This is a genomic window from Pseudomonas sp. ADAK2 TE3594 (assembly GCF_053628675.1).
The window spans coordinates 2,246,520-2,269,907 of the sequence record NZ_JBRJGV010000001.1 but is presented as its reverse complement, the minus strand read 5'-3'; the positions used below and the strand labels follow the sequence as shown (position 1 = coordinate 2,269,907).

The 23,388-nt window shown below is 60.8% G+C and carries 13 protein-coding genes and 2 pseudogenes; 4 read left to right on the top strand and 11 right to left on the bottom strand.

The genetic code is table 11. The annotated features are described in order from the left end of the window. Positions 1-2: 2 nt before the first annotated feature. Positions 3-3,344, bottom strand: coding sequence for a maltose alpha-D-glucosyltransferase (gene treS, locus AB7M22_RS10365; RefSeq protein ID WP_454186190.1), 3,342 nt, complete (start codon positions 3,342-3,344; stop codon positions 3-5). Positions 3,345-3,505: 161 nt separating this feature from the next. After that, on the bottom strand, positions 3,506-5,503 hold the full coding sequence (locus AB7M22_RS10360) for an alpha-1,4-glucan--maltose-1-phosphate maltosyltransferase (RefSeq protein ID WP_454186189.1): 1,998 nt from the start codon (positions 5,501-5,503) through the stop codon (positions 3,506-3,508). A gap of 216 nt (positions 5,504-5,719) precedes the next feature. Here AB7M22_RS10360 and AB7M22_RS10355 point away from each other — a divergent pair, with 216 nt between their 5' ends. Continuing rightward, positions 5,720-5,905, top strand: coding sequence for a hypothetical protein (locus AB7M22_RS10355; RefSeq protein ID WP_454186188.1), 186 nt, complete (start codon positions 5,720-5,722; stop codon positions 5,903-5,905). Positions 5,906-5,913: 8 nt separating this feature from the next. On the opposite strand, the pseudogene AB7M22_RS10350 reads toward AB7M22_RS10355, so the two are convergent. Then, positions 5,914-6,006, bottom strand: a pseudogene (locus AB7M22_RS10350) (MgtC/SapB family protein); the annotation flags it as partial. A gap of 134 nt (positions 6,007-6,140) precedes the next feature. Between AB7M22_RS10350 and AB7M22_RS10345 the strand changes: the two are divergent. The 3 genes and pseudogenes from AB7M22_RS10345 to mapR all read left to right on the top strand — a co-directional run bounded on the left by AB7M22_RS10345 (position 6,141) and on the right by mapR (position 9,532). Beyond that, positions 6,141-6,374 carry a DUF3203 family protein gene (locus tag AB7M22_RS10345; RefSeq protein WP_454186187.1) on the top strand — a complete coding sequence of 78 codons (234 nt, stop codon included), beginning with the start codon at positions 6,141-6,143 and terminating at the stop codon, positions 6,372-6,374. Between the two features lie 195 nt (positions 6,375-6,569). Then, positions 6,570-7,983, top strand: a pseudogene (ccoG, locus tag AB7M22_RS10340) (cytochrome c oxidase accessory protein CcoG). Positions 7,984-8,122: 139 nt separating this feature from the next. Further along, positions 8,123-9,532 (top strand): GntR family transcriptional regulator MpaR, encoded by a 1,410-nt coding sequence (gene mapR, locus AB7M22_RS10335; RefSeq protein WP_454188785.1) that lies wholly within the window; start codon positions 8,123-8,125, stop codon positions 9,530-9,532. A gap of 150 nt (positions 9,533-9,682) precedes the next feature. Here the strand turns inward: mapR and AB7M22_RS10330 are convergent, their stop codons facing one another. The 8 genes from AB7M22_RS10330 to AB7M22_RS10295 all read right to left on the bottom strand — a co-directional run bounded on the left by AB7M22_RS10330 (position 9,683) and on the right by AB7M22_RS10295 (position 23,378). Then, complete coding sequence (locus AB7M22_RS10330; RefSeq protein ID WP_007901312.1) at positions 9,683-10,429, bottom strand: SDR family oxidoreductase; 747 nt, start codon at positions 10,427-10,429, stop codon at positions 9,683-9,685. Between the two features lie 179 nt (positions 10,430-10,608). Then, a complete protein-coding gene (locus AB7M22_RS10325; protein ID WP_454186186.1) occupies positions 10,609-12,690 on the bottom strand; it encodes a putative bifunctional diguanylate cyclase/phosphodiesterase in 2,082 nt (693 codons plus the stop codon). Positions 12,691-12,952: 262 nt separating this feature from the next. Further along, complete coding sequence (locus AB7M22_RS10320) at positions 12,953-14,446, bottom strand: efflux transporter outer membrane subunit (RefSeq protein WP_454186185.1); 1,494 nt, start codon at positions 14,444-14,446, stop codon at positions 12,953-12,955. After that, on the bottom strand, positions 14,443-17,550 hold the full coding sequence (locus AB7M22_RS10315; protein WP_454186184.1) for an efflux RND transporter permease subunit: 3,108 nt from the start codon (positions 17,548-17,550) through the stop codon (positions 14,443-14,445). Before AB7M22_RS10315 ends, AB7M22_RS10320 begins: the two co-directional genes overlap by 4 nt. Positions 17,551-17,617: 67 nt before the next feature. Then, the gene (locus AB7M22_RS10310) at positions 17,618-20,713 is read right to left on the bottom strand and encodes an MdtB/MuxB family multidrug efflux RND transporter permease subunit (RefSeq protein ID WP_454186183.1); all 3,096 of its coding nucleotides are present in this window, start codon (positions 20,711-20,713) and stop codon (positions 17,618-17,620) included. Beyond that, a complete protein-coding gene (locus AB7M22_RS10305; protein ID WP_454186182.1) occupies positions 20,710-22,026 on the bottom strand; it encodes an MdtA/MuxA family multidrug efflux RND transporter periplasmic adaptor subunit in 1,317 nt (438 codons plus the stop codon). Before AB7M22_RS10305 ends, AB7M22_RS10310 begins: the two co-directional genes overlap by 4 nt. 177 nt (positions 22,027-22,203) lie before the next feature. Next, positions 22,204-22,704, bottom strand: coding sequence for a thiol peroxidase (gene tpx / locus AB7M22_RS10300; protein WP_007901300.1), 501 nt, complete (start codon positions 22,702-22,704; stop codon positions 22,204-22,206). A gap of 230 nt (positions 22,705-22,934) precedes the next feature. Then, a complete protein-coding gene (locus tag AB7M22_RS10295) occupies positions 22,935-23,378 on the bottom strand; it encodes an SRPBCC family protein (RefSeq protein WP_454186181.1) in 444 nt (147 codons plus the stop codon). Positions 23,379-23,388: the final 10 nt, after the last annotated feature.

Genomic DNA, 23,388 nt, shown 5'->3' with positions numbered 1-23,388 from the left:
GACTACTCTCCACCAAGATCGGAAAAGGGTTTGAGCCCACTCAATAACCCGTACAGACCGTGCAACGGCACGGGCAGCCAGGTGGGGCGATTTTCAGCCTCATAGGCCACTTCATAAGCCGCCTTCTCCAGACCGAACAACGCCAGCGCGGCGTCTTCGCCTTCAGGATCTTGCCATGCATGAGCAAGACTAGCTGCCGCCAGCCGATAAGCGTCGACAAATGCTTGCCGCGCCTCTTTCAGATAACGATCGGCGACCCGTTGACGCGCCGCCTGGGCATCGGCAGTGTTATCGACGTTGTGCACGTTGATCGCCATCGCCGCCGCATAATCGAAGGAGCGCAACACGCCGCTGACATCTTTATAAGGGCTGTGTTTGCCTCGGCGCTCATGCAGCGGCCGTGCCGGCTCACCTTCGAAATCGATCAGATAGGCATCGCCCTTGATCACCAGCACCTGCCCCAGGTGCAAGTCGCCATGCACGCGAATACGCAGGCCACCAGCAGCCTTTTTACCCAGTTCCTGGACATGGCTGAGGATGGCTTTTTTGTTGTCCAGCAAGCGACCGACCAATGCCTGATCCGCCGCGCTCAGTTCAGTTTGATGCTGTTTGAGCAGCTTCAGGGCATGTTCCAGTTGCGCCGTCACGTCCTTGGCCGAGGCCAGGGCATCTTTCTGAGTAGTGATTTGTGGCGCGAAGTCCGGGTTGGCGCTCGGGGCTGCCAACACCTGATGCATTTCTCCCAGGCGCTGGCCGAGCATGCCGGCAAAATCTCTCAGCTCACCGAGGGCGTTGTAGTGCTGCTCCTGTTCGGACATAGCATCAGCGAGTTCGTCGCGAAGCGCCCGTTCGAGGTTGTTTTGGGTCCATTCCCACGCGTCGCCCTGATTGCTCAAGTAGCCTTGGGCGATCATCAACAGCGTGTCCTCACCCGCCGCATCGCGACGAATCACTGCCCCCAACAGCGGCGAAATATTCTGGAAACCGGCATGGGTCAGGTATGCACTCATTTCCAGTTCCGGGTGCACGCCTGACGCGACCTTGCGGATCAGTTTCAGCACCAGGCTGCTGCCGATCACCACCGAACTGTTGGATTGCTCGGCGGACAGGTAACGCACCTCCGACTCGGCAGTAAGCCCGAGTCTGGCCAGTTCGTCGGTAGGCTCGAAACGGATCTCGCCACCGTCCGACGGCAACACCATGCCAGCCTGTATGCTCTGCAACACGGCATGAACAAAGCTGTCGAGGCTGAAGGCATCGGTAATCAAACCGACCTGACGCCCACGCCGGACCCTGGCCAGTGCCAATTGCTGCGGCAAGGCCGCGCCAACCTGTTCCTCGGAAATAAAACCGAACGGCAACTGATAGCGGCTGGTCTGCCCACCACTGGTGACGTCGATTTCACCCAACAGCACCGGATGCAGCGGGTCGCCGAAACGCACGCCGTAAGCGAGGTTGACGTTGTCGATGATGCCGTCCTTGCCGGCGTACCAGCGGCGGTTTTGCAACCAGCTCGGCAGGATGCCCTGTTCCAGGGTGTGGCGGGACGGCGCTTCGAGCAGCTCTTCCATGCGTTTCTTCAGCACCAGGGTGGTGAAGTCCGGCAGGCTTTGCGCCGGCTCCACGTGCCAGCTCGGCATTTGGTTTTCCGCCGCCAGCCCGAACCAATAGAAACCGTAAGGCGCCAGCGTCAGCAGGAAATTCAACTGGCCAATGGGCGGGAACGCATTGCCGCCGAGCATCTCTACCGGAACCATGCCGACGTAAGCCGACAGATCCAGTTCCGCCGCCTGCGCGCTGCGGGACACGTTGGCCACGCACAAAATAACCTCGTGCTTGCCGTCCGGCCCGGTGAATTCGCGGGTGTACGCCAGGATCCGTCGATTGCTCGGTGAGAGCATCTTCAGCGTCCCACGACCAAAGGCCTTGGACTGCTTGCGCACCGCGAGCAGGCGCCGGTTCCAGTTCAACAATGAGTGAGGGTCACCGGCCTGGGTTTCGACGTTGACCGACAGGTAGCCGTACAGCGGGTCCATGATCGGCGGCAACACCAGACTGGCCGGGTCGGCGCGGGAGAACCCGCCGTTACGGTCGATCGACCACTGCATCGGCGTGCGCACCCCGTCGCGGTCGCCGAGGTAGATGTTGTCGCCCATGCCGATTTCATCGCCGTAATACAGGGTCGGCGTGCCGGGCATCGACAGCAGCAGGCTGTTAAGCAGTTCCACGCGACGACGATCACGTTCCATCAACGGCGCCAGACGCCGACGAATCCCCAGATTGATCCGCGCCCGACGGTCGGCCGCGTAGTAATTCCACAGGTAATCGCGCTCCCGGTCGGTGACCATTTCCAGGGTCAGCTCATCGTGGTTGCGCAGGAAAATCGCCCACTGGCAGTTCGCGGGAACTTCCGGGGTCTGGCGCAGAATATCGGTGATCGGGAAGCGATCTTCCTGGGCCAGCGCCATGTACATGCGCGGCATCAGCGGGAAGTGAAAGGCCATGTGGCATTCGTCGCCGTTCTGGCCGTCGGCAGAGGTGTTGCCAAAGTACAACTGAGTGTCTTCCGGCCACTGATTGGCCTCGGCCAGCAACATGCGGTCGGGATAGTTTGCGTCGATCTCGGCACGGATCTGCTTGAGGACGTCGTGGGTCTCGGGCAGGTTTTCGTTATTGGTGCCATCGCGCTCGATCAGGTACGGGATCGCGTCCAGTCGCAGGCCGTCGATGCCCATGTCGAGCCAGTAACGCATTACCGACAGCACCGCTTTCATCACTTGCGGGTTGTCGAAGTTCAGGTCCGGCTGGTGGGAATAGAAACGGTGCCAGAAGTACTGACCGGCCACCGGGTCCCAGGTCCAGTTGGACTTTTCGGTGTCGAGAAAGATGATGCGGGTGCCGTCGTATTTCTGATCGTCATCGGACCAGACATAGAAGTCGCGGGCCGCCGAACCGGGCTTGGCCTTGCGCGCGCGCTGGAACCACGGGTGCTGGTCCGAGGTGTGATTGATGACCAGTTCGGTGATCACCCGCAGCCCGCGTTTATGGGCCTCGGCAATGAAGCGCTTGGCATCGGCCAAGGTGCCGTAGTCAGGGTGTACGCCACGGTATTCGGCGATGTCATAGCCATCGTCGCGCCGTGGCGAGGGATAGAACGGCAACAGCCAGATGGTGTTGACGCCCAGATCGGCAATGTAATCGAGTTTGGCGATAAGGCCGGGAAAGTCGCCGATCCCGTCGTTGTTGGAGTCGAAAAAAGATTTAATGTGAACCTGGTAGATCACCGCATCCTTGTACCAGAGCGGGTCCTTGATGAAGGTGGCTGACCTGGGTTTCTTCGCCATTTGTAACTCCTGAAAAATTCTGGGAAAACAGTATCTGCCTGAAGAAATGCGGTCAGTGTGGGAGCTGGCTTGCCTGCGATAGCAATCTGTCAGTGAGCATTTTTGGCGCTGACCCACCGCTATCGCAGGCAAGCCAGCTCCCACATTGATCTTCGCCAGGATCAGGAACGAGTAATCCTCCAAATCCCGAACGGCAGATGCCACGGTTCGATCCGCATGAACTGGTACTTGCCGTGCCAGGTCCAGCGGTGGCCATTCATCAAGTCTTCGCCCTGAGTGACGGCATCATCGGGCAGGCCCATTTCCCACAACGGCAATTCGAAGTTCGCTTCCTGGGCATGATGTGGATCAAGGCTGACCGCCACCAGAATGAAATTGCTGCCATCAACGCTGCGTTTGCCGAAGTACAGGATGTTGTCGTTCCAGGCGTTGTAGACCTTCAGGCCCAAGTGCGTGTGCAACGCCGGGTTCTGTCGGCGGATGCGGTTGAGCTGGGCGATTTCGGCAATGATGTTGCCCGGCGCGTTGAAGTCCCGTGGGCGGATTTCGTACTTCTCGGAGTTGAGGTATTCCTCCCGGCCCGGCACCGGTGCTGCTTCACATAGCTCAAACCCCGAATACATGCCCCACAGGCCGGAACCCATGGTCGCCAGCGCGGCACGGATGAGAAAACCGGGGCGTCCGGATTCATGCAGGAACGCCGGATTGATGTCTGGCGTGTTGACGAAAAAATTCGGCCGGTAGCATTCACGCCACGGCGACTCATTGAGCTCGGTGAAATAGGTCGCCAGCTCGGTCTTGGTGTTGCGCCAGGTGAAATAGGTGTAGCTCTGGGAATAACCGACCTTGCCCAGGCGCGCCATCATCGCTGGCGTGGTAAAGGCTTCGGCCAGGAAGATCACCTCGGGGTACAGCGCCCGCACATCGGCGATCATCCACTGCCAGAACGGCAACGGTTTGGTGTGAGGGTTGTCGACGCGAAACAGCTTCACGCCCTCCTTGACCCAGCCCACGACGATGTCGCGCAACTCGATCCATAGGCTGGGAATCGCGTCCACGGCATAGAAATCGACGTTGACGATGTCCTGGTATTTCTTCGGCGGGTTCTCGGCGTATTTGATCGTGCCGTCCGGCCGCCAGTTGAACCAGCCCGGGTGCTGTTTGAGCCACGGGTGGTCCTGGGAACACTGAATCGCAAAGTCGAGGGCGACTTCCAGCCCATGCTCGGCGGCGGCCGCGACGAGCCGGCGAAAATCTTCGCGAGTACCCAGTTCCGAGTGAATCGCCTCATGCCCGCCCTCTTCACTGCCAATGGCGTACGGGCTGCCCGGGTCGTCGGGGCCGGCGATCAACGAGTTGTTCGGGCCTTTGCGGTAGCTGCGGCCGATCGGGTGGATCGGCGTGAAATACAACACGTCGAAGCCCATGTCCTGGATCATCGCCAGCCGCGAATGCACGTCATTGAAGGTGCCGTGACGGGCCGGATCGTCGGTGATCGAGCGCGGAAACAGTTCATACCAACTGGCGAACTGTGCCAGATCTCGCTCCACGTCCACCGGGTATTCAGGGCTCAGGCTCAGGAAGGGACGATGGTCGGCCTGGGCCATCAAGTCCGCGCTGCGTTGGTGCAGAAACAAGGCGACCTGCTCGGTTTCGAGCAGACCGGACAATTCATGATGCAACGCCGCCAGTTGTTCACTGAGCGGGCCTTCAGAGCGTTCGGCGGCCTGCTGGACGTGGGTGCGCCCTTCCTGCAGTTCCAGGCTGACCGAGACGCCGGCGTCGTGCTTTTTTTTCAGTTCATAACAAAAGCTGGCGAACTGATCGATCCAGGCTTCAAGGCAGAACACATAACGGCCCTGCTTCTGCACGCGAAACTGGCCCTGCCAGCCGTTATTGCCCAGCTCGGCCATCACCTCGCTCTGCCAGGTTTCGTCGCCCTCGGCACGCCAGCGAATGCGCACGGCCATTTTGTCGTGGCCGTCGGCAAACACCTTGCTGGTCACCACCACGTCCTGATCGACCACGGCTTTAACCGCGAATTGCCCGCCATCGAGGGTCGGCATGGTGTTTTCAATCACGATCCGCGGCAGCAGTAACGCCTGCGACAGCGGTATATGAGGGTTGTAGCTCAACTCTGTGGGTTTTTCAGCGGTCATCGAGCATCTCTCCTTAACGCCCCAAGGACGCTCTTGTGCCTGGTCGTCGTTCACACGAAGCGGTCTGCCCCGACATGAACTCACTTAAGTTCCGAACAGCAGGCACCGGTAAAAGTTCAGAGGGATTTGCCAAGTCTTTCGGGGAATCAAATGACCTGCGCATGGGTCAACCAACTTAAGCACGACTCACGCCATCTGCCACTGGAGACTGTAGCGATGAGCATTCCAATCCCGGCCGAGACACCCGATCCGAACATCGATGAGCCGACGGTACCGCCGACACAGCCAACACCGCCGACCAAGCCCGCCCCCGTCCCCGAGCAGGAACCGCCGGGCACCAACCCGCCGCCGCGCGAAGAGCCACCGACCGTCCAGCCACCGGAAATCGTCACCCCTGAGTGATCAGTCGTGCGGGGGGCGATCCTTTTCAGTTGTGACGCGTCGCCGATGTCAGCGAACTCTGCTTGCAGCGTCACCCAAACCTCATGCCACCAGGCGTTCATGACGCGGTCCTTATGATGATCAATGGAAGTCACTCGATAAAAGGTGGACCGCCCCCACCATTAATCGGTTGCACAGAACGATGAGAGGCCGATGCGTCCTAACGATCTGGAACCTGCAAAAAAAGGGCACCCCCATGACCGTGCACATCGAAAACCAGACCTGCTTCTTCATCACCAGGAACGGCGAAGAAATTCGTCTTTGCCCCGACATCACCATCGTCACCGACGCGGAAAAATCCATGTCGGCGGTGGACCTCGACGGCCAGCGCATCTACATCACCGAAGCAGAAGCTGATGCATTGACCGTAGCAGGCGCAGTGGACGGTCGCCGGCATTTGAAGGCCACGGACAGTGATTCGGTGATTTGACTGACCCGCATCAACACACGCCGCAAACACCTGGCACAGGCGTTTTCGGCCAGCCGTTGCGGGTGCATCAAGTTGTCGCAGGCGGGTGCCAGAAACTCATCTGATCCGCTTTTTATTGCTTTAGCTGAGTCTGTTATGCAAACAGATCGCTGGTCATAGTGCTCAGGCCTGATGGAGGCTGATGAGCGAAAGACCATGAGCGATAGAATCCCCGTCCGAACTGTAGAAAACTTCGAGCCTTTGCGTCCAAAGATAAAGGCCAAATCCAGCGACAACCTGATCCACACCCGCAGCTTCACGGGTTTGTTCCGCACCCTGCGCATGAGTGGCGCGGGGGTTCTGTTTCTGCTGTTCTTCGGCACCGTGTGGCTGAACTGGGGTGGCCGCCAGGCAGTGCTCTGGGATCTTTCCGAAAGCAAATTCCACATCTTCGGCGCGACCTTCTGGCCACAGGATTTCATTCTGCTGTCGGCGCTGCTGATCATCGCTGCGTTCGGCCTGTTTGCGATCACCGTGTTCGCAGGCCGGGTCTGGTGCGGTTACACCTGCCCGCAGAGTTCCTGGACCTGGATCTTCATGTGGTGCGAGAAGATCACCGAAGGCGAGCGCAACCAGCGAATCAAGCTGCAAGCCGCACCCTGGGGCCTGAACAAACTGCTCCGCCGCTCGGCCAAACACACCCTGTGGCTGGCGATCAGCTTGCTCACTGGCCTGACCTTTGTCGGCTACTTCACACCGATCCGGCCACTGGCCGAAGAACTGCTGACCTTGCAAATCGGCGGGGTCAGCCTGTTCTGGGTGCTGTTTTTCACCGGCGCCACCTACATCAATGCCGGTTGGCTGCGCGAAGCGGTGTGCATGCACATGTGCCCGTATGCACGGTTCCAGAGCGTGATGTTCGACAAGGACACCCTGACCATTTCCTACGACGTGGCCCGCGGCGAAAACCGTGGCCCGCGTAAACGTGACGTCAAACCCACCGAGGTCGGACTGGGTGATTGCATCGATTGCCAATTGTGCGTGCAGGTCTTGCCCGACCGGCATCGACATCCGCGACGGTTTGCAGATGGAGTGCATCGGTTGCGCCGCGTGCATCGACGCCTGTGACTCGATCATGGACAAAATGGGCTACGCCCGTGGGCTGATCAGCTACACCTCGGAGCATGAATTGCAGGGTGGCAAAACCCAACTTCTGAGGCCGCGACTGATCGGTTATACCGCCGTGCTGCTGGTGATGATCGGCGCTCTCGCCCTGGCGCTGGTGGAGCGGCCAATGGTGTCGCTGGACGTGAGCAAGGACCGTGGCCTGTTCCGCGAGAACAGTGAAGGCCAGATCGAAAACATCTACAGCCTGAAGGTCATCAACAAGACCCAGCAACGTCAGGATTATCGATTGACGCTGGTCGATGGCGACGGCTTCCAGCTGCAAGGCAAGACTGAACTGAGCCTGGCCCCCGGAGAGATCGTCGACGTGCCGGTATCGGTGGCCATGACCACGGATCGCCCGAGCAGTAGCTCGCAGACCATCAGTTTCAAGATTGTCGACAGCGATGAGCCGGACATCAACAGCGTGGCCAAGAGCCGGTTTGTTGCACCGATGAACCGTTGAGCCATTAAGATGGCGAGCGCTTCGCGCTCATTCGCGGGCAAGCCTCGCTCCTACAGTGCGGTGGTGTGTGTAGGAGCGAGGCTTGCCCGCGAATGAGCCACCCCGATTCTCCAGAATGACTATCCAACCCGGGCACTTGATGAAACGCTACGAAAAATTCGCCGATGACATCGCTGAACTGATCCGCTCCGGCGTCCTCGGTCCCGGCCAGCGGGTGCCGTCGGTGCGCTACGCCAGCCAGACTTACGGGGTCAGCCCGTCCACGGTGTTCCAGGCCTATTACCTGCTTGAGCGCCGTGGTCTGATCCGCGCTCGGCCGCGCTCCGGTTACTTCGTCAATACCCATGCACCGAGCCCGTTTTCGGAGCCGGTGATCAGCAGCCAGGTCAACGAATCCACCGAAGTCGACGTCAGCGAACTGGTGTTCTCGGTGCTGGACTCGATCAAGGACCCGAACACCGTGCCCTTCGGCTCGGCCTTCCCCAGCCCCACGCTGTTCCCGCTGCAACGCCTGTCTCGCTCGCTGGCCAGCGCCGCCCGGGAAATGGACCCGCGCATGGTGGTTACCGACATGTCGCCGGGTAACCCGCAACTGCGTCGACAAATCGCCCTGCGCTACATGGTCGGCGGGCTGATGCTGCCCATGGAAGAACTGCTGATCACCAACGGCGCCCTCGAAGCCCTGAACCTGTGCCTGCAAGCCGTGACCGAACCCGGCGACCTGGTGGCCATCGAAGCCCCGGCGTTCTACGCCAGCCTGCAAGTGCTGGAGCGGCTGAAACTCAAAGCCGTGGAAATTCCGGTCCACCCGCGCGACGGCATCGACCTCGGCGTGCTCGCCCAAACCCTGGAACGGCATCCGATCAAAGCCTGTTGGTGCATGACCAGTTTCCAGAACCCCATGGGCGCGACCATGCCCGAGGCGAAGAAACAGGAACTGGTGGAGCTGTTGCGCCGCCATCAGGTGCCGCTGATCGAAGACGATGTCTACGCCGAGCTCTATTACGGCCAACAAGCGCCGAAACCGGCCAAGGCTTTCGACACCGAAGGGCTAGTGATGCATTGCGGTTCGTTCGCCAAGAGCCTGGCCCCCGGCTACCGCATCGGCTGGGTCGCTGCCGGGCGTTATGCGCAGAAAATCGAACGCCTGAAACTGATGACCTCGCTCTGCGCCTCAATGCCCGCCCAGGCCGCCATCGCCGATTACCTGCAACACGGCGGCTACGACCGGCACCTGCGCAAACTGCGTTACGCCCTGGAAGAGCAACAAAGCGCCATGCTCGCGGCCATCGCCCGTTACTTCCCGGCCCAGACGCGTGTCAGTCAGCCGGCGGGAGGGTACTTTTTGTGGCTGGAGCTGCCGCCGCAGATGGATTCGTTGAAGTTGTTCCAGATGGCATTGGCGCAAGGGATCAGCATCGCGCCGGGGCCGATCTTTTCACCGACCCAGCGGTTCAGGAATTGTATTCGGTTGAATTACGGCAGCCCGTGGACTGAGGATTCGGAGAAGGCAATGGAGACGTTGGGGCGGATTGTGCGGTCGTTCTGAAAGTTCGATGTTGCCGGCACCGGCCTCATCGCGGGCAAGCCGCGCTCCCACGGGATCTGCGTCGTTCACAAGCTTTTTGACCAACACAGTTCTTTGTGGGAGCGTGGCTTGCCCGCGATGAGGCCCGCCGGGACAACACAAATTCGGAAATTAACGCCCACCACCCAGGTCAACGAAAGTCCCGGTCGCATAAGAAGCCTTATCCGACAACAACCACACAATCGCCTCCGCCACTTCATCCGGCCGCCCACCCCGGGCCATCGGGATTGCCGACTCCAGCTTGCTGACCCGGTCCGGATCGCCGCTCAATGCATGGAAATCGGTGTAGATGTAACCCGGACGTACGGCGTTGACGCGAATACCCTCGCCCGCCACTTCCTTGGACAGGCCGATGGTGAAGGTGTCCAGCGCGCCTTTGGACGCGGCGTAGTCAACATATTCGCTGGGGGCGCCCAAGCGGGCAGCGACCGACGACACGTTGACGATGCTGCCACCCTGCCCGCCATGTTTGGGCGACATGCGCAGGATCGCGTGTTTGGCGCAGAGGATCGGCGCCAGGACGTTGGTTTTGAGGATTTTCAGAATACGGAATTCAGACATTTCGTCGATCCGCGACTTTTGCCCGACGGTGCCGGCGTTATTCACCAGCGCCGTGACCCGACCGAGTTCGGTGTCTACGCGGTGGAACAGGCCGATCACTTCGTCTTCGATGCTGACATCGGCGCGCACCGCAATGGCCTGGGCACCGAGTGCGCGGACTTGTTCCAGCACACTGTGCGCCGCCTGTTCGTCGGACTGATAGTTGATACAGATCCGATAGCCCTGTTCTGCGGCCAACAGCGCCGTGGCGGCACCAATTCCGCGGCTTGCGCCGGTGATGACGATGACTTTGTCCATGCTGGCATTTCCCCCGTTACAAGCGTAAGCAGTCGGGGCCAAGAATAACCGCCATCGGCGGGTTTTGCATGGGTTGTGTGGCGGCTGTTCAGACGCCTTCGCGGGCAAGCCTCGCTCCTACGGATCGGTGGTCCTCTGTAGGAGCGAGGCTTGCCCGCGAAGAACGATAACGCGGTCAATCAGCCCGCCACCAATTGCTCCCCACGGTGAATATCGGCCATGAAGCGATCGGCCGGCAGCGGGTGCCCCAGCAGATAACCCTGCAACGAGTCGCATCCGAGTTGGGTCAGGAAGTCTTGCTGGACATCGGTTTCCACCCCTTCGGCCACGATCCGCAAGCCAAGCGCCTGGCCAAGGGCGACGATGGCCGAGACGATGGCCGCATCGTCGCTGTCGTGTTCCAGATCGCGGACGAATCCCCGGTCGATCTTCAGTTCATTGGCCGGCAGGCGCTTGAGGTACATCAAGCTCGAATAGCCGGTGCCAAAGTCATCAATGGACAGGTCGACGCCCATATCCGAGAGTTCCTGCAGCACCGTCATGCTCGCATCGGCGTCGCTCATGGCGGTGGTTTCGGTAATTTCCAGGGTCAGGCTGTTGGCCGGCAAATGATGAGTGGCTAAAGCCTTGGCGACACTCTGGACCAACCCGGCGTGGCAGAACTGCAAGGCCGAGAGGTTCACCGCGATGCGCCAGTCGGTGTAACCGAGCACGTACCACTCGCGCATCTGACGGCAGGCTTCGTTGAGCACCCACTCGCCGATCGGAATGATCAGCCCGGTCTTCTCCGCAAGATCGATGAAGCTGTCCGGCTGAAGCATGCCCTGGGTCGGGTGTTCCCAGCGCAGCAACGCCTCGGCACCCACCGGTCGGCCATGGCCGGCGTCGAACTTGGGCTGGTAATAGAGACTGAACTGCTGCTGATCGAGGGCGTTGCGCAGGTCTTGCAGCAACTGAAGCTGTTTGCGCGCATTGCTGTTCATCGAGGCATCGAAGAAACGATGGCCATTTTTCCCGGCGCCCTTGGCGTGGTACATCGCGGCGTCAGCGTTCATCAGCAATTCCTCGGCGGTCTGACCGTTACCGGGGTAGAGCGCGATGCCGACGCTGGCGGAAATCTGCAATTCATGTTCCGCCACCCGGAACGAACGCCCGATCAGCCCGACCTGACGGGCCGCCAGGCTCAGCACGTCGTTCGGCTCGGTAAGTTGCACCAGCAGCACAAATTCATCGCCGCCGATCCGCGCCAGGGTGTCCTGGCTGCGCAAATCTTCACGCAGGCGCAGGCCGACCTCACGCAGCAGCTGGTCGCCCATGTGGTGTCCGAAGGCATCGTTGACCGGTTTGAAACCATCCAGATCAATGAACATCAACGCAAAACAGCCGCCCTGCTCCTGCACCCTCGACATCGCCTGATCGATACGGTCGGCCAGCAACACCCGGTTCGGCAGCCCGGTCAGGGTGTCGTGCAGCGCCAGCTGGGTGAGTTCGCGATTGGCCTCGGTCAGGGATTGGGCGAGCTCCGCGGTGCGAGCCTCCAGCCGCGCATCGAGGATCGACGTCAGCAAGGCGATGCTCAACACCGCGAGGGTGGTGATCAGCACCAGGTTGTCCAGGCCCTTGCCGTTCAAGCCGTCGATCGCCGCACCACAGAAACTGCCGTCGGCAAAGCGTGCCGCGGCCATGCCGGTGTAGTGCATGCCGACGATGGCGATGCCCATGATCACCGCAGCACCGCCGCGGAACAGGCGAACATACGGCGTGTGCTGGCGCAGGTGGAAGGCGATCCATAACGCTGCACCTGACGCGCCGACGGCGATCAGCAGCGAGGCGCTAAACAGTGCGGGGTCGTAATCGATGCCCGGCTGCATACGCATGGCGGCCATGCCGGTGTAATGCATCGCACTGATGCCGGCGCCCATGACCAGCGCGCCGAACGCCAGTTGCCAGGCCGGCAATTGTGGCTGGCTGACCAGCCACAGGGCAAAGCCGCAAGACAGTACCGCGATCAACAGCGATAGCGATGTGAGGGTAACGTCGTAGCCCAGATCGATCGGCAATGTGAATGCGAGCATGCCGATGAAATGCATCGACCACACGCCAACCCCCATCGCAAAAGCGCCGCCCGCCATCCACAGATGCACTGCCCGGCCCTTGGCCGTGGCGATGCGACCGGTGAGGTCTAGCGCGGTATAAGAGGCAAGTATCGCCACACAGAGCGATATGAAAACCAGCGTAAAGGAATAACTACCGATGAGCATGGGACTTCTCGAGACCGCCCCCGCCGTGCCGTCTTCGTTCACGGGGAGCAAAGTCGGCGATTGTACTGATTCCGCGGACGAACGCACTCACAAAGTCATCAAAAGGCCATCAAGATGGCGGTAACTCAAGGCACATGGCCTGTAGGAGCGAGGCTTGCCCGCGAAGAACGATGACGCGTAATACCTGAAAAACCTCGGCGCATTCTTCGCGGGCAAGCCTCGCTCCTACAGGATCTTCTTCGCTCGGATTTATTGACTGGTGCTATTGCTTGTCGCTCACCTGAAGTTGCCCGTCCCATCCGCCGCCCAGCGCGGCGATCAACTGCACGCTGGCGATCAAGCGGCTCTGCAGCAAGCTCAGTACGTTGCGTTCGTTGCTCAACGCCGTGGCTTGAACCACCACCACATCCAGATAGGCAATCAGCCCGGCCTTGTACTGATTCCGGGTCAAGCGAAGGGATTCGCGCGCCGCCTCCAGGGCTTCCTGACGCACCTTGGCCTCGTCTTCCAACACCTTGAGCTGCACCAGATAGTTTTCCACTTCACGAAAGCCGTCGAGCACGGTCTGGCGGTACTTGGCGACGGTCTCGTCATAGGCCGCTTCACTGCGATCGACTTCCGCCGAGCGCTGCCCACCGTCGAACAGGGTCATGGCCAGTTGCGGGCCGACCGACCAGAAGCGGTTCGGCACGCTGATCCAGTTGCTAGAGGTGCTGCTGCTATAACCGCCGTTCAGGCTCAGGGTCAGGTCTGGGTAGTAGGCGGCTTTGGCCACGCCGATGTTGGCGTTGGCGGCCATCACCGAGCGCTCGGCGGAGGCGATGTCCGGGCGGCGTTCCAGCAACTGCGAAGGCAGGCTCAACGGCACCTGCGGCAATGCCGGGATGTCTTGGGTTTCAGCCAGGCTGAACTCGGCTGGCGGCAGACCAATCAGTACAGCAATGGCGTTCTCGAACTGCGCACGCTGCCAGATCAGGTCGACCATCTCCGCCTGAGTGCTTTTGAGCTGAGTGGTGGCCTGGGCCACTGCGTCCTTGCCGGAGACGCCCGCGCGGTACTGGTTTTCGGTCATGGTCAGCGAACGCTGATAGGCCTCGACCGTCGCTTCCAGCAGGCGTTTCTGTTCGTCGATCACCCGCAATTGCAGATAGTTCTGCACCAGCTCCGATTGCTGGCTCAGGCGCATCGCCGCCAGATCGGCAAAACTCGCCTCGGCGTTGGCGGTGTCGGCTTCCAGGCCTCGGCGCAATTTGCCCCAGACGTCTGCTTCCCAGCTGACCCCGGCCTGCGCGGTGTAAGTGTCGCGAATACCGCTGGAGGAACTGCTCAGGCTTGAGCTGCTGCTACCGGTGCCTTGGCTGGAACGGGTTTTCCCGACCGTCAGGTCCACCGTCGGGAAAAACGCACCCCGGGCACTGCGCACCAAGGCCTGGGCCTGGCGGTACTGGGCTTCGGACTGGGCGACGGTCTGGTTGGCGCTGTTGAGTTTTTCGATCAGGCCGTTGAGCTGCTGATCGCCATACAGCTCCCACCAGGCACCACGCGCCAGAGAGTCGCTGGGGTTGGCCTGACGCCAGCCAGCCGCTTCCTTGTACTGTGCCGGCGCGGCGGCTTGCGGGCGCTGGTAATCCGGGCCGATGGCGCAGGCGCTGAGCATCGCCACGCACAGCGACAGGCTCAGCAAGCGCGAGCGCTGCGCCTTGAACAGCGCCGTGATCAGCGGTGCAGCCAGGTTGATAAGCGAACGGTCAGTCATAGCGGAGTTTCCAGAGCAGCATCGGTACGCACCCCACGCCAGTGGTTGAAGCGATGGCGCAGTTTGTCGAGATAGAGGTAAACCACCGGGGTGGTGTAAAGCGTCAGCACCTGGCTGAAGACCAGCCCGCCAATGATGGTCAGGCCCAGCGGCTGACGCATTTCCGCCCCTTCGGCACGGCTTAGCAGCAACGGCAAGGCGCCGAGGATTGCCGCCAGGGTGGTCATCAGAATCGGTCGCAGCCGTTGCAGACAGGCGCTGCGGATCGACTCCAGCGGCTCCAGGCCCTGGTGCCGTTCCAGTTGCAGCGCCAGGTCGATCATCAAAATGGCGTTTTTCTTCACCACGCCAATCAGCAAGAACAACCCGAGCAAGGAGATCAGGCTGAATTCGCCGCCCAGCACATAGATCGACAGCAACGCCCCGACCCCGGCCGACGGCAAGGTCGAGAGAATGGTCAGCGGGTGGATGTAGCTTTCATACAGCACGCCGAGCACCAGATACACCGCCACCAGTGCACCGAGAATCATCCACGGCTGGCTCTTCTGGGTCGCGGCAAACGCATCGGCGGTACCGGCCATTTTCGCGATGACGTCTTCCGGCAAACCGACCTTGGCAATCGCCCGCTCGATGGCCGCCGAGCCCTGCTCCACCGTCACGCCTTCGGCCATGTCGAAAGCGATGCTTTCCGAAGCGAACTGGCCTTCGTGGCTGACCCGGTCGTCTTCCAGGCTGTTTTCGTAATGGGCAATGGTGGACAGCGGAATCCGCGCACCGTCGGCAGTGATCACTTTCACCTGATTCAGGGTGATCGGGTCTTGCGCGTATTTCGGATTGACCTCCATCACCACCTGATACTGGTTGAGGCTGTCGTAGATCGTCGAAATCTGCCGCTGGCTGTAGGCGTTGTTCAGCACTGCCGTGACCATGTCCATGTCCACGCCCAGACGCTTGGCCTGATCGCGGTCGACAATCAGGGTCACTTGCTGGGCGCCACGGCCTTCGCGTGCGTCGATCGCCGTCAGTTCCGGCAGCGCCTTGAGGGCGGCGACGACTTTCGGATACCACTCACGCAACGCGCCGAGATCGCCGCTTTGCAGAATGTAGGAGTACTGCGAAGTGGTCTGCTCGCGACCGCCGCCAAATTGCAGGTCCTGATCCGCCATCAGCATCAATTGTGCACCGGGCACCTTGGGCATTTCCTTGCGCAGGCGTTCGATGACTTTCTGTGCGGACAGGTTGCGTTCCTTGATCGGCTTCAGCCGTACCAGCATGAAGGCGTTGTTAGTGCCGTTGTTGCCACCGATGAACCCGGCGACGCTCTCCACCGCCTCATCCTTGAGCACGGCGCGGCGGAAGATTTCCATCTTCGGCTGCATCACGCTGAACGACAGCCCGTCATCGCCGCGCACGAAACCGATCAACTGGCCGGTGTCTTGCTGAGGTAAAAACGTTTTAGGAACAACGACATACAGCGCGATATTCACGCCAATCGTCACGAGCAGGCTGAGCAGGGTCAGTCGACGGTGACGCAACACCCAATCGAGGCTGGTGGCATATTTGCCGACCATCCACTCGTTGGTCCGCTGGCTCCAGCGCTGCAGGCGGTTTTCCTGCCCCGGCGTATGCGGCTTGAGCCAGCGGGCGCAGAGCATCGGCGTCAGCGTTAGCGACACCAGCAACGACACCACAATGGCCGCCGCGAGGGTGATGGAAAACTCGCGGAACAGGCTTTCGATGATCCCGCCCATGAACAGGATCGACAGGAACACCGCCACCAGCGAGACGTTCATCGACAGCAGCGTGAAACCGACTTCCTGGGCCCCGAGGTACGCGGCCTTCATCGGCGGCACGCCCTTGTCGATGTGCCGGGAAATGTTCTCCAGCACCACGATGGCATCGTCCACCACCAGCCCGGTGGCCAGGATCAGCGCCATCAGCGACAGGTTATTCAGGGAGAACCCGTAGAGGTACATCACCGCAAACGTGCCCACCAGCGACACCGGCACCGCCAGGGTCGGAATCAGCGAGGCACGGAAGTTACCGAGAAACAGGAACACCACCAGAATCACCAGCGCCACGGCGATCAGCAGGGTCATTTCCGCTTCATGCAGGGTGGCCTTGATCACCGGCGAACGGTCCATCGCCAGGTTCAGTTTGACGCTGGCCGGCAGCACGGCCTGCAACGCCGGCAATTGCGCCTTGATCTCGTTGACCGTCTCGATGATGTTGGCGCCGGCCTGGCGGTTGATCACCAGCAATACCGCCGCGTCGTCGTTGAAGAACCCGCTGTTGTAGCGGTCCTCGACGCCATCGCTGACCTTGGCCACATCCTTCAGGCGCAGGGCGGCGCCGTCCGCGTAGTGAATGATCAGCGACTCGTAATCCTTGGCCTTTTCCAGTTGATCATTGGCCTGCACCTGCCACAGCCGCTGGCCATCTTCGACCGAGCCCTTGGGCCGGCGCACGTTGGCGTTGGCGATGGTGGTGCGTACATCGTCCAGGGCCACGCCGTACTGGTTGAGCGCCTGGGGTTCGAGTTCGATGCGCACCGCCGGCAACGAGCTGCCACCGATCTGCACTTCACCCACGCCCTGCACCTGGGACAGGCTCTGCGACAGAATGGTCGAGGCCAAATCGTAGAGCTGGCCTTTTTCCAGCACATCCGAGGTCAGCGACAGCACCATGATCGGTGCCTGGGACGGGTTGACCTTCTTGTAGGTCGGCATGCTGCGCATCCCGCTCGGCAGCAGGTTGCGCGAGGCGTTGATCGCCGCCTGCACTTCCCGCGCCGCGCCGTTGATGTCACGGTCCAGGTCGAACTGCAGAATCACTCGGGTCGAACCCTGGCTGGAACGGCTGCTCATGGTGTTCACCCCGGCGATAGCGCCGAAGGAACGCTCAAGCGGCGTGGCCACGGTCGAGGCCATGACCTCCGGGCTCGCACCGGGCAAGCTGGCCTGGACCACGATCACCGGGAAGTCCATCTGCGGCAGCGGCGAAACCGGCAACAGGCCGAAGCTCACACCGCCCAGCAGCATGATCGCCAGGCTTAACAACATCGTTGCGACCGGGCGTTTGATGAAAGGTCCGGACAGGTTCATCGACGCCAGCTCCCGACATCCACCCCTGTGGGAGCCAATGCACCTGTGAGCTTGCCGCCCGACGCCGTCATAGCGCCACCTCTTGGGCGTCGGACTTGCCGAAACGGCGTCCCAGCCGATCGAAGTACAGGTAGATCACCGGGGTGGTAAACAGCGTCAGCACCTGACTCACCAGCAAGCCACCCACCATCACCAGACCCAAAGGCTGGCGCAGTTCCGCGCCGGAACCGGTGGCCAGCATCAATGGCACGGCACCGAACAACGCCGCCAGGGTGGTCATCAGAATCGGCCGAAAGCGCAGTAGCGCCGCCTGATAGATCGCCGTTTCCGGGTCCATGCCTTGGTTACGTTCCGCCTCGAGCGCGAAGTCGATCATCATGATCGCGTTCTTTTTCACGATGCCGATCAGCAAAATGATGCCGATGATCGCGATCATCCCCAGGTCATTGCCGCTCAACAGCAGCGCCAGCAAGGCGCCGACCGCCGCCGAGGGCAAGGTGGAGAGAATGGTGATCGGGTGAATGTAACTCTCGTAGAGCACGCCGAGCACGATGTACATGGTCACCACCGCCGCCAGAATCAGCAGCAAGGTGCTCGACAGCGACGCCTGGAACGCTTCGGCCGCGCCCTGGAACTGGGTCTGCACGCCAATCGGCATGCCGATGTCTTTCTGCACCTGATCGATGATCTGCACCGCATGCCCCAACGCCACGCCGGGCGCCAGGTTGAAGGACATCATCACCGCCGGAAACTGGCCGATGTGGGTGATCGCCAGTTGCGCCTGACGCTCCTCGACATGCGCCAGGCTGGACAGGCGCACCTGACCGCCATCGGTGGTCTTGACGTGAATCTGGTTCAGCGCATCCGGGCCGATCTTCTCGCCGGACTGCGATTGCAGCACCACGCGGTATTGGCTGGCCTGGGTGTAAATGGTGGAAATCTGCCGCTGACCGAAGGCGTCGTACAGCGCGTCGGTGATGTTCGACACCGATACGCCGACCCGCGATGCCGCATCACGGTCGATCACCAGATACACCTGCAAGCCCTTGTCCTGCAAGTCGCTGGCAACATCAGTCAGCTCCGGCCGTTGCGCCAGCGCTTCCACCAGACGCCCACTCCACAGGCTGAGCAGTTCGGAATCCGGCGACGACATGCTGAACTGGTACTGCGTGCGACTGACCCGGTCTTCGATGGTCAGGTCCTGCACCGGCTGCATGAACAGGCGAATGCCGATCAGCTTGTCCAGTTCCGGTTGCAGACGCGCAATCACTTCGGTGGCGCTCAGGTCGCGATTGCTGTGGGACTTGAGGTTGATCAGCAGCCGGCCACTGTTCAGCGTCGAGTTGTCGCCATCGACCCCGATGTAGGACGACAGGCTCTCGATGGCCGGATCGGCCAGGATCACCTTGGCCAGTTCCTGCTGCCGCTCGCTCATCGCCGCAAAGGAAATCGACTGCGGCGCCTCGGAAATACCCTGGATCACCCCGGTGTCCTGCACCGGGAAGAAGCCCTTGGGCACCACCATGTACAGAAACACGGTCAACGCCAGTGTGCCGATAGCTACCATCAAGGTCAGCGGTTGGTGCTTGAGAACCCACTTTAACTTGCGCCCGTAAGCCGCGATCATCCAATCAATTGCGGCACCACTGGAGCGGTAGAACCGGCCCTGTTCTGCTTCCTTGGGCTCACGCTTGAGCAGCCGCGCGCACATCATTGGCGTCAGGGTCAGGGAGACGACAAGTGAAATCAGGATCGCCACCGCCAGGGTGATCGCGAACTCACGGAACAAGCGCCCCACCACGTCCGCCATGAACAGCAGCGGAATCAGTACCGCAATCAGTGACAGGGTCAGGGAAATCAGGGTGAAACCAATCTGCTTGGCGCCCTTGAGCGCCGCTTGCAGCGGGCTGTCGCCCTCCTCGATAAATCGGGAAATGTTCTCCAGCATGACGATCGCATCGTCCACCACAAAACCGGTGGCGATGGTCAGCGCCATCAAGGTCAGGTTATTGATCGAAAAGCCTGCGAGGTACATCACGCCGAAGGTGCCGATCAATGACAGCGGCACGGCCACCGACGGAATGATCGTGGCGCTGGCCCGCCGCAGGAACAGGAACGTGACCATCACCACCAGTGCAATGGCGATCAGCAATTCGTGTTGCACGTCGGTGACCGAGGCGCGAATGGTCTGGGTACGGTCGGTGAGCACGGTGACTTCGAGGCCGGCCGGCAGGTTGTCGGTGATACTCGGCAGCAAGGCCTTGATCCGGTCGACCACTTCGATGACGTTGGCACCGGGCTGGCGCTGGATGTTCAGCAGCACGGCCTGGTTTTCATTGGCCCACGCCGCCAGACGTTCGTTCTCGGCGCCGTCGACGATCTGTGCCACGTCCTTGAGCCGCAACGGCGCGCCGTTGCTGTAGGCGAGGATCAGGTTGGCGTAGTCCTTGGGTGACGTCAGTTGGTCGTTGGCGTCGAGCATCGACACCCGGGTCGGGCCATCGAAGTTGCCCTTGGGCTGATTGACGTTGGAGGCGCCGATCAGGGTGCGCACGTCCGACAGGTTCAGGCCATTGGCCGCCAAGGCCTCGGGATTGACCTTGATCCGCACGGCCTGACGCTGGCCACCGGCAATGCTGACCATGCCGACGCCGCTGATCTGGGCAATTTTCTGCGCCATGCGGGTGTCGACCAGATCATTGAGTTTGGGCAACAGCATGGTTTTTGAGGTGATGGCGAGGGTCAACACCGGGGTATCCGCCGGGTTGACCTTGTTGTACACCGGCGGTGCCGGCAAATCCTTGGGCAGCAAATTGGTCGCGGCGTTGATCGCGGCCTGCACTTGCTGCTCGGCAACGTCCATGTTGATGTCGAGGCTGAAACGCAACGTCAGCACCGAGGCGCCGCCAGAACTGGTGGACGCCATCTGGGTCAGGCCGGGCATCTGCCCGAACTGACGCTCCAGCGGCGCGGTCACGGCGCTGGTCATGACATCCGGGCTGGCGCCGGGATAGAGCGTCATGACGCGAATGGTCGGGTAGTCGACCTGGGGCAATGCCGACACCGGCAGCAGCCGATAGGCGATCACGCCGGCCAGGATAATGGCCAGCATGCTCAGGGTCGTGGCGACCGGGCGAAGGATGAACAGCCGCGAGATGTTCATGCGCCGCCCTTTTTCACCTTGTCGGTGGCCGTCGCGTCAGGCGCAGTGGCGGCCGACTTGCCTTGCAGGTGTTCGGTCGGGGTGGTCGGTACATCCTTGCTGTCGTTGACGACCTCCACTTCGCTGCCTTCCTTCAGGCGGTCGGTGCCTTCCAGTACCACCCGATCGCCAGCGGCCAGGCCTTCGGTGATCACCGTGTTGTCACCGTCACTGGCGCCGACTTTCAACTGGCGGATGGTGACCTTCTTGTCGCCGTCCATGGCATAGACGAACGTGCCGTTGGTACCGAACTGGATCGCCGCCGAGGGCGCAAGCACCACGCCCTTGAGGGTGTCGGCCAGCAAGTGGACATTGACGAACTGGTTGGGGAACAGTGCTTGATCGCGGTTCTCGTAGCGGGCCTTGAATTTCAGGGTGCCGGTGGTGACGTCGATCTGGTTGTCCAGACTCTGCAACACCCCAGTGGCCTGCAATTTGGTATCGCCACGGTCCCAGGCTTCGGCGGGCAGTTTGGCGCCGGTGCGATAGCGGGCCAGCACGACGTCGAGGCTGTTTTCCGGCAGAGTGAAGGCAACGCTGATCGGTTGAGTCTGGGTGATGATCGCCAGTGCCGTGGTGTCATTGGCGGCAACAAGGTTACCGACGTCCAATTGACGCAAGCCCACACGCCCGGCGATCGGCGCGCGAATTTTGGTGAATTCCAGATTGAGCTTGGCGTCGTTGACCGCCGCCTGATTGGTCTTGACCGTGCCCTGGTACTGGCCGACCAGTGCTTCGGCGGTATCCAGGGTTTGCTTGGCGATACTGTCTTCGCGGTACAGGCCGCGATAGCGCTCGACATCGACCTGAGCGTTCTTCAACTGCGCCTGATTCTGCAGCAAGGTGCCTTCGGCCTGGAGCAAGGCGTTCTGGTAAGGACGCGGATCGATCTCGGCCAGCAGGTCGCCCGCCTTGACCATCTGCCCTTCTTCGAACGAAATCCTGATCAGTTCGCCGCCCACGCGGCTGCGCACATTGATGGTGTTCAGCGCCGTGACCGTACCCAGCGCCTTGTAATACAGCGGGAAATCGCCCTTGACCGCCGGCGCCACGCGCACCGGGACCGGCCCGGTTGCCCCGCCGAACCCCGGACGCATCCCCCCTGACCTGCCGGTGTGCCCGGCCACGGCTTTTTGCCCTGCGCCCTCCTTCGGGCTGCTGCCTGCGGGCCAGAACTTCCAGCACACGCCAGCGATGACCAACAGGACAAGCAGGCCAAACAGCCAGCGACGGGGACTACGGGAAGCGGAGGATTGCATTGAGTGATCAACCATTGGGCGCGTGGGCTTTTTTACATGAGGCTGAACGATAAGCACTGGCGGGTCTGAAGCAAAGCGCCTTTACCGGCAATTTACCTTCGGCTTACGTAACAGGAAGTTTGGTTAAGACACTGAAGCACAAATGAAAACGGCCTGGACAGGGCCAGGCCGTTAACAATTGTAAAGGTATGCTTATTTCAGAGCTGCGAGAGCCGCTTCGTAGTTCGGTTCTTCAGCGATTTCCTTGACCAGTTCGCTGTGCAGAACCTTGTCGTTTTCGTCCAGAACCACGACGGCACGGGCAGTCAGGCCTTTGAGTGGGCCATCGGCAATCGCCACGCCGTAGTTCTCGATGAACTCGGCACCGCGCAGGGTCGACAGGTTTTGCACGTTTTCCAGGCCTTCGGCGCCGCAGAAACGAGCTTGGGCGAACGGCAGGTCAGCGGAGATGCACAGCACGACGGTGTTGGCGACGTCATTGGCCTGGGCGTTGAACTTGCGAACCGAAGTGGCGCAGGTCGGGGTGTCGATGCTTGGGAAGATGTTCAGCACTTTGCGCTTGCCGGCGAAGCTCGCCAGGGTCACGTCCGACAGATTGCCGGCAACCAGGGAAAAGGCTGGCGCCTGGGAGCCGGCTTGTGGCAATTGGCCGTTGACTTGAACCGGGTTGCCTTTAAGAGTGACTTGAGCCATGAACGGAGTCCTTCTGAACGTTGATGTAGAGAATTTTGACGAGGCCGAAGTTAACCACGAAATCGCCTGACGACCTATGCCCAAATACAAAGCAAATTGTGTTGCCGAACCTCACAAACAACACAACCCTCTGTAGGAGCGAGGCTTGCCCGCGAAGAGGGACTGTCAGTTGCATCAATGTTGCCTGACACACCGCCTTCGCGGGCAAGCCTCGCTCCTACAGATAGATGTCAGCCCAGAAAACGCAACATATTGCGGTGCCGCGCCTGGAAAATCCGCCGCATGTAGGTATTGACCAGCAGCCATTCCAACGGTGCGCCGCCAATCGCCGCATAGGTCACACGGTCGGTGTACAGCGTACCGCCCTTGTCCGCCGCCACACGGTGTTCATGACGAAAGGCACGCAATGGTCCCTTGAGCATTTCATCGATGAAATGCGTATCACCGACCTCGCGGATCACCACCGTCCAGCTCGACGGGATCACGTTGAACATCCAGTGACGGAAACGGAACTGGCGACCGGCTTCGATGCGCAGGTTACTCAAATCAATATCGCTCAACAGCGTGACTCGCTCTGGAAATATCTTCGGGAAGTTGATGCCTTCCAGGCAGAAATCGAGGACTTGCTCGGGGGTACGATTGGGGACCAGGGTGGTGAGTTCCAGTACAGGCATAGACCGTAAC

Coding starts and splice junctions, on each gene's coding strand:
- AB7M22_RS10345 (WP_454186187.1), top strand. CDS start 6,141: ATGACCGTGCACATCGAAAACCAGACCTGCTTCTTCATCACCAGGAAC.
- AB7M22_RS10325 (WP_454186186.1), bottom strand. CDS start 12,690: ATGCTCATCGGTAGTTATTCCTTTACGCTGGTTTTCATATCGCTCTGT.
- AB7M22_RS10295 (WP_454186181.1), bottom strand. CDS start 23,378: ATGCCTGTACTGGAACTCACCACCCTGGTCCCCAATCGTACCCCCGAG.
- AB7M22_RS10360 (WP_454186189.1), bottom strand. CDS start 5,503: ATGACCGCTGAAAAACCCACAGAGTTGAGCTACAACCCTCATATACCG.
- treS (WP_454186190.1), bottom strand. CDS start 3,344: ATGGCGAAGAAACCCAGGTCAGCCACCTTCATCAAGGACCCGCTCTGG.
- AB7M22_RS10305 (WP_454186182.1), bottom strand. CDS start 22,026: ATGGTTGATCACTCAATGCAATCCTCCGCTTCCCGTAGTCCCCGTCGC.
- mapR (WP_454188785.1), top strand. CDS start 8,123: ATGAAACGCTACGAAAAATTCGCCGATGACATCGCTGAACTGATCCGC.
- AB7M22_RS10310 (WP_454186183.1), bottom strand. CDS start 20,713: ATGAACATCTCGCGGCTGTTCATCCTTCGCCCGGTCGCCACGACCCTG.
- tpx (WP_007901300.1), bottom strand. CDS start 22,704: ATGGCTCAAGTCACTCTTAAAGGCAACCCGGTTCAAGTCAACGGCCAA.
- AB7M22_RS10355 (WP_454186188.1), top strand. CDS start 5,720: ATGAGCATTCCAATCCCGGCCGAGACACCCGATCCGAACATCGATGAG.
- AB7M22_RS10315 (WP_454186184.1), bottom strand. CDS start 17,550: ATGAACCTGTCCGGACCTTTCATCAAACGCCCGGTCGCAACGATGTTG.
- AB7M22_RS10320 (WP_454186185.1), bottom strand. CDS start 14,446: ATGACTGACCGTTCGCTTATCAACCTGGCTGCACCGCTGATCACGGCG.
- AB7M22_RS10330 (WP_007901312.1), bottom strand. CDS start 10,429: ATGGACAAAGTCATCGTCATCACCGGCGCAAGCCGCGGAATTGGTGCC.